The 1,084-nt window shown below is 66.3% G+C and carries 2 protein-coding genes; both read left to right on the top strand.

Going from position 1 to position 1,084, the window contains the following annotated elements; all coding sequences use genetic code 11:
- Positions 1-349 (top strand): DUF1403 family protein (locus tag EOA38_RS37470; RefSeq protein ID WP_127301568.1); only part of this gene is annotated, 349 nt, incomplete at its 5' end.
- A gap of 3 nt (positions 350-352) precedes the next feature.
- The gene (locus EOA38_RS37465) at positions 353-1,069 is read left to right on the top strand and encodes an SMC-Scp complex subunit ScpB (protein WP_127222395.1); all 717 of its coding nucleotides are present in this window, start codon (positions 353-355) and stop codon (positions 1,067-1,069) included.
- Positions 1,070-1,084: the final 15 nt, after the last annotated feature.

Below are 1,084 nucleotides of genomic sequence, written 5' to 3'. Positions count from 1 at the left end.
CGGCGTGCGAGTGAGAACAACCAGTCTGACGGAGAGGGATCAGGCGCCAGGCGGGGAGAGGGTGCAGGGCCTGCTCGTGGCTCAGGCGCGCGCAGCGCTGCGGGCGATCGACCTCTCGACCGAGCTCGGCCGCCGCGCCGAGCGGCTGCTCGCCGTCGCGCCGAAGCTGCGGGCGAAGGGTGCGGACCGTGTCGTCGAAAAGCTGCTGTCCGACGATGCGCTCGTGGCGTCGCAAGAAATCGCCGGGATGAGCGACCGCGGCCTGCGGCGCCTGTTCGACCGACTGGTCGATCTCGGCGCCGTGCGCGAGCTGTCCGGCCGCACCACGTTCCGCATCTACGGGCTTTAGGAAATGGCTGAAGCGGCGCGCAAGAGGCGAGGGCAGGGCCGGTCAGATGACCATCGATCAGGCGACCGCCTGTTCGATCGCGATCTCGACCACCTGCCGGCGGAGGTTCGCTGGCGGGAGTGGATGGCCAGAGTCGAAGCGACGATCTTCGCGGCCAGCGAGCCGGTGACACGTGACACCCTGGCGCGTATCGTCGGCAAGAGCTGCAGCATTGATCTCCTGATCGACGACATCCGCGAGGAGCTGCGCGGCCGCCCCTATGATCTGGTGGCGGTCGCCGGCGGCTGGAAGCATTTGACGCGCTCTGCCTACGGCGACGCTATTCACGCGGCCTTGGGCACCGGCGAGCAGGGGCAAAAGAACCTTTCGCAGTCGGAGGTACTCGTGCTGTTGACGATCGCCTACTTCCAGCCGATCACCCGTGCCGAGCTGTCCGCCTTCTTCGGCAAGGAAATCAGCCGCGACCTGATCGGCAATTTGCGCGGCTTCGGCCTGATCGCCTCAGGCCCACGCAGCCCGACCCCAGGCGCGCCATACACGTATGTCACGACCAAGGCGTTCCTGCTGCAGTTCGGGTTCGACACTCTGCGCGATCTCCCCGACATCGAAGCGCTTGAGGATGCGGGCCTGCTGTCGAAGGAGAAGCTGCTGGCGGGCGACATCATGCCGGGGTTTTCCAGTGACTGGGAAGAAGATGCCGGCGTTGCCGGTGATGAATAGCATGCTCACCAGGGA

Source organism: Mesorhizobium sp. M1E.F.Ca.ET.041.01.1.1 (genome assembly GCF_003997355.1).
Classification (GTDB): domain Bacteria; phylum Pseudomonadota; class Alphaproteobacteria; order Rhizobiales; family Rhizobiaceae; genus Mesorhizobium.
This window is presented reverse-complemented; position numbering and strand designations above follow the sequence as displayed.

Excerpts from the sequence above, each read along its gene's own strand:
- EOA38_RS37465 (WP_127222395.1), top strand. The coding sequence starts at position 353 with ATGGCTGAAGCGGCGCGCAAGAGGCGAGGGCAGGGCCGGTCAGATGAC.